The organism is Microcystis sp. M_OC_Ca_00000000_C217Col, from assembly GCF_007095585.1.
Lineage (GTDB): Bacteria > Cyanobacteriota > Cyanobacteriia > Cyanobacteriales > Microcystaceae > Microcystis > Microcystis panniformis.
The window spans coordinates 1-2,623 of sequence record NZ_SFBV01000168.1; the positions used below are offsets into that span (position 1 = coordinate 1).

Genomic DNA, 2,623 nt, shown 5'->3' on the forward strand with positions numbered 1-2,623 from the left:
CAAAATAAAGCTTATTAAAAGAATGAGTTATGGATTTACCAATTTTGAACATCTTCGACTTAAGCTGTTTGCTGGCTTTAATTCATAACAAAAATTAACACACGAAAACCAGAAGAGCCCTATGGTGAGAACCACAACGCTTGACAGGGGAATAGAGGTGAACTAGGGGGGCACTTTGTTCGGTGCTAGACTGATATTTCAGTAAGCCAGACAGGAGCCAGAAAAAGATATTTATCAGAAAAGTCATAATCAAGCTAGAGGTTTAAAGACTGATCGGGTTCCGATTATTTTTATTAATAAATATTTTACACAATTTATACCAGGTAAGCAAGAGAGCTACGCCACTACTACCGAATCATTACCTTTTTTTGATTATAACACCCCATTTCCTCAACCCCTAAACCATTATGGAAAAATTAACTAATCTCGATCGCATTGCTGAAGAAATTTTAGGTTTAATTCCAACAGAAACGGTTATCATTGCCGAATTTGACGGTGATAGTATTTATTATCGCGCGGGTGCGGGTAAAAACACTGGGGCAATTGTGGGCAAAAGGGGTGATATTGCCACGTCGGGATTGTGTACGGTGGTTTACCAGGGGAGTTGTCCGGTGGTGGTGGGACAAACTCTCGGAGATAATCGCATCCGTCAGGATATAGCGGTCGCTTTGGGGATAAAAACGGCTTTAGCTGTGCCAATTAGGGTTAATAATCGGTTATTTGGTGCAGTAATGCTGTTAAACCGTCTCGATGGTCAGGAATTGACCGATCGAGATAGTTTGTTAGTGGAGGAATATCTGAACTCGCTACTCAGAGATGAGGGATAGAAGCGGTTGGGCAATCCAGTTAAATGCTACCGCGATTTGATGGTTAAGGGTGGGCAGTCGGTAGAGATAGACTAAGCGACGGGTAAGATGGGCAAGGGGACCGGCTAATTCTAGTCCTAAACCGCTAATCGTAGCCTCATCGACTCCGAGGGTCAACATTTCGCCTAAAGGTTGATAACGGAAGGGTAAAGCCGGTTTATCGTGAAAACTCGCCCAAATATTCCAAGCGCAGTAGTCGGACTGTTGAAGGGCGACCTGAGCCGTGGCAGCATAGGGTTTATCCTCTTGATCGCGACTATCGGCCGCATCGCCGATCGCGTAGATGCTGGGGTTTTCGACAGTTTGTAAATATTGATTAACTTTTAGTAATTTGCGCTCATTATGTGCTAGGGGCAAATTAGCGAGCAGTGGAGAGGCGATCGGACTAACGGTCCAGAGAATTAGATCAACGGGGATATTGTCGATCTGTCCTTTGTAGTCAAGGGAGAGGCGATCAGCTTGGATGTCGGCGACGGTGGTTTCTAGGTCTAACCAAACTAGACGTTTTTCTAGGGCTTTTTTGGCGGTGTCGCGGTTAAATTGGGTTGAAGGGCCAAGTATATCGCTATTTCTTTCGATCAGACGAATTCTTCCCCTTTCTCCGAGGCGATCGGCCAGCTTACAGGCTAATTCTACGCCGCTATAACCGCCCCCGATAATGGCGACCCGAATTTTATCGCGATCGGATTGTTCTAGGGTTTTGAGTCGATCCTGAAGACGATAGGCATCCTCTAGACTACGAAAGGGGATAGCGTGGGTTTTGGCCCCGGGTAGGAATTCAAGGGAAGATTGACCACCGAGGGCGATCACGAGGCGGTCATAGCATATATCGTTTTGATTGTCAAGGGTTATTTTATGATTATTAACATTGATCGCCGTGACGGTTCCCTGTTGGAAGTTAACGGGGGTATTGGCGAGCAATTCGCTGAAAGGGGGAGCAATTTCCCAAGATTGTAGTTCTGAGGTGACTAATTCGTAGAGAAGGGGAGAAAATAAAAAGCGATCGCTTTTATCAATTAAGGTAATTTGGGGGGGGTGTTGATCGGTCCAAGGCAATTGACTCAAACGTAGAGCAGTATAGAGTCCACCAAAACCACCACCGAGAATACAAATTTTTGGGATTGAGTCAGTCATATCGATCGCTGAGGGTTTTGTTTCTTATTTTGACACTCCCTGCCATAAAATGGACGGGGAACCTTAAACCCAAATTTTTGGTAAAGCGAGGAAAGAAAAATGTTTTTATTTATCTACCCAACCAAATCGTCAGCAAAGCCATAATTGTAGCCAGAAAAAGGATATGATTCATCCAATCGTCGAAAGACCAATTTTTAAACATAATCACTATTAGCGTAGAAAACTTTTAAACCTACATCCAATCCTACACATTTTTTATTCGGTTCTAGCGGTTTTGCCTATTCCCGAATATTAACGCTTAGACAGAATTGGACATAATAAACATTTGAACGATTATTTTTCTGAAACTTAGGATAATCATTGTTTATCGACCTCAAACAACTATTTATAGGCTAACTTATACAGCAGAGATTGTCAAGATTTAAGTCGTGCTTCGCTGTTTTATATTGGTTGGAGTTTCATCTCGTTAAAAGCGAGGGTCTTCACCCCGACATTTGAGATAAAATGGCTCTTCGTTACCCTTTATGCTAAATCAACATACAAGATGCCAAGATAACATACTTCTAACCCAAAAATTCCGAAAGTTTCTAAAGCCATAGCCTCTCCGTTTTATTAGTTTAAGT

2 protein-coding genes are annotated in these 2,623 nt (G+C 42.8%); one reads left to right on the plus strand and one right to left on the minus strand.

Annotated features, from left to right (window positions below; genetic code table 11):
• The first annotated feature begins 407 nt into the window (after nucleotides 1–407).
• Nucleotides 408–827, plus strand: coding sequence for a GAF domain-containing protein (locus tag EWV66_RS09785; RefSeq protein ID WP_052276542.1), 420 nt, complete (start codon nucleotides 408–410; stop codon nucleotides 825–827).
• On the opposite strand, the gene EWV66_RS09790 is transcribed toward EWV66_RS09785, so the two are convergent.
• Nucleotides 807–2,000, minus strand: coding sequence for an NAD(P)/FAD-dependent oxidoreductase (locus tag EWV66_RS09790; protein ID WP_052276541.1), 1,194 nt, complete (start codon nucleotides 1,998–2,000; stop codon nucleotides 807–809). The two genes, EWV66_RS09785 and EWV66_RS09790, sit on opposite strands and share 21 nt — an antisense overlap.
• Between the last annotated feature and the right edge of the window lie 623 nt (nucleotides 2,001–2,623).